Source organism: Micromonospora phytophila (genome assembly GCF_023656545.1).
GTDB classification, from domain to species: domain Bacteria; phylum Actinomycetota; class Actinomycetes; order Mycobacteriales; family Micromonosporaceae; genus Micromonospora; species Micromonospora phytophila.
Genome location: NZ_JAMOKF010000510.1, coordinates 1 through 2,710, shown reverse-complemented (window position 1 = coordinate 2,710; position 2,710 = coordinate 1). Strand labels below are relative to the sequence as shown.

Here is a 2,710-nt window from a genome sequence, read left to right as displayed (position 1 = left end):
CGGGCGACCAGCGGGCCACCCAGGGCAGGTCGTCGGCCGGGGTGATCACGCCCTCCTCCAGGCCGGCGTAGCGCCCGGCGAGGATCCGCTTCGCGGCGGCCGTGTCGACCGAGTCGGTGTTCTCCCAGAGCGCGGTGAAGAGCGCGTCGACCCGGACCCGGGCCTGCCGGCAGAACAGGTCGGCCAGTTCGACGTTCTCCGGCCGGGTGTCGCGCTCGGCGTAGGCGCGGACGCAGACCGCGGACATCGCGAACAGCTCCGCGCCGATGTCGACGATCCGGCCGAGGAACGCCTGCTTGCGCTCCATCTTTCCCTGCCAGCGGGACATCGCGTAGAACGTGGAGCGGGCCAGCTTGCGACAGGAGCGCTCGACCTGGCGCAGGTGGCCGGCGAGGGGACCGAACTCGGCGTACGCCGAGGGGCTCTGCCCCCGGCCGACGGCGAGCGTCGGCAGCCACCTCGCGTAGAAAGCGCCGGCCCGGGCGCCGGCGCGGGCCTTGCGGCCGAGCCCGGCGTCCGGGTCGATGATGTCCCCCGCGACCGACAGGTGCGCGTCGACCGCCTCCCGGGCGATCAGCAGGTGCATGATCTCGGTCGATCCCTCGAAGATCCGGTTGATCCGCAGGTCGCGCAGCAACTGCTCGACGGCGGCGGGGCGTTCGCCCCGCGCGGCCAGCGAGTCGGCCGTCTCGTAGCCGCGACCGCCCCGGATCTGGATCAGCTCGTCGGCGATCCGCCACGCCATCTCGCTGGCGTAGAGCTTGACCAGGGCCGCCTCGATCCGGATGTCGTTGTGGTCGTCGTCGGCGAGCAGGCAGCAGAGGTCGAGCATGGTCTCCATGCCGTACGTCGTCGCGGCGATGAAGGAGAGCTTCTGGGCCACCGCCTCATGCTCGCCGACGGGCCGGCCCCACTGCACCCGGTCCGCGGCCCACTCCCGGGCCACGTTCAACGCCCACTTGCCGGCGCCGACGCACATGGCCGGCAGCGACAGCCGCCCGGTGTTCAGGGTGGTCAGGGCGATCTTGAGGCCCTTGCCCTCGCCGCCGATGACGTTCTCCCGGGGCACGAACACGTCGTGGAAGCGGGTGAGGCTGTTCTCCAGGCCGCGCAGGCCGACGAAGGCGTTGCGCCGTTCGACGGTGATGCCCTCGGCGTCGCCCTCGACCACGAAGGCGGTGATCCCGCCGCGGCGCCCCTCGGCGGCCGGGACGCGGGCCATCACCACGAGCAGGGTGGCGACGGTGCCGTTGGTGGCCCAGAGCTTGACGCCGTTGAGCCGGTAGCCGGTGCCGTCGGGCGTCGGCTCGGCGGTGGTGGCCAGCCGGGCCGGGTCGGAGCCGACGTCGGGCTCGGTGAGCAGGAACGCGGAGACCTCGCCGGCGGCGAGCCGGGGCAGGAACCGCTGCTTCTGCTCGGCGGTGCCGAACATCTTCAGCGGCTGCGGCACGCCGATGGACTGGTGTGCGGAGAGCAGCGCGCCGATGGCCGGGCTGACCGAGCCGGCCAGCATCAGCGCCCGGCAGTAGTGCAGGTTGCTCAACCCGAGCCCGCCGTACGACCGGTCGATCTTCATGCCGAAGGCGCCGAGCCGGGCCAGCCCCTGGAAGGTCTCGTCCGGGATGGAGGCGTCGCGCTCGATCGCCGCACCGTCCACCTCGGAGGCGAGGAACTCCCGGAGCCGGCCGAGGAAGTCGTCGGCCCGGTCGCCGTCCGCCGAGTCGGAGCGGGGCCAGGGGTTGATCAGGTCGAGCCGGAACCGGCCGAGGAAGAGCTCCTTGCCGAAGCTGGGTCGGTCCCAGGAGGACTCCCGGGCGGCCTCGGCGACCTGGCGGGCCTCCTTCTCGGAGACCTGACCCGCCTCCTTCGGCAGCGGCCCGGCCGTGCCGGCCGTGCTGCCGCCGCCGCTCGTCGCGGCCTGCTCGGGGCCGTCGCCGGACTCGTCCGGCACGGATCGGCTGTTCTGCGTCGTGGTCACGGCTGCCCCCTCGAACCTCGGTCCGGCTGCGTCAACGTGCTCGACAAACGCCACGCTACCCCCGGGTGTTACCCAGGGGTAGCGTGGCGGAACGATCGATCTTGGTCTTTTGCTCGGCGCGGCGCGGCTCAGTCTCCGGAGGGGGCCCGAGGCTCGTCCTCCTCCTCGTTCACGTCGTCCTCGCCCCAGCTGCGGCGGGCCATCGGCAGGAACACCCAGAAGGTGAGGAACCAGAGCGCGGTGAGGGCGCTGAGTAGGAAGGCGATCGGCCGGTCGAGCACGAAGTCGGTGATCAGCAGCACCGCCGAGACCATCGAGATCAGCATGAAGGCGAGGCCGCCGCTGGCCATCCGGTGGGCGAACCGGACCAGCTCCGGCTTGCGGCCCTGCCGGAACAACGCCCGGTGGAACGCCACCGGAGAAATGATCATCGCGGTGGCGGCGGCCGCCGACAGCAGCGAGACGATGTAGACGTCCTTCTGGAAACCGCTCGTCCGAGTGAAGCCGTTGCTGAACGGCAGGGTGAGCAGGAAGGCGAAGAGGATCTGCACACCGGTCTGGGCGACCCGCAGCTCCTGCAGCAGATCGGCGAAGTTGCGCTGCCAGCGCTGCTTCTCGGTTTCCTTCGACACGCGCTACCTCCGGATCAGACGGTACTGCCGGCGGGGTCCACCCGCCGGCAGCAACGCTGATGCCCCACCGCGTCAGCCACGAAACCGACTCACGACACCG

The 2,710-nt window shown here is 71.5% G+C and carries 2 protein-coding genes; both read right to left on the bottom strand.

Going from position 1 to position 2,710, the window contains the following annotated elements:
- On the bottom strand, window positions 1-1,978 hold a 1,978-nt coding region (locus NCC78_RS30520; RefSeq protein ID WP_372495241.1), incomplete at its 3' end, for an acyl-CoA dehydrogenase family protein.
- Between the two features lie 128 nt (window positions 1,979-2,106).
- Window positions 2,107-2,610, bottom strand: a complete 504-nt coding sequence (locus NCC78_RS30515; protein WP_250798863.1) for a DUF6328 family protein — start codon at window positions 2,608-2,610, stop codon at window positions 2,107-2,109.
- Between the last annotated feature and the right edge of the window lie 100 nt (window positions 2,611-2,710).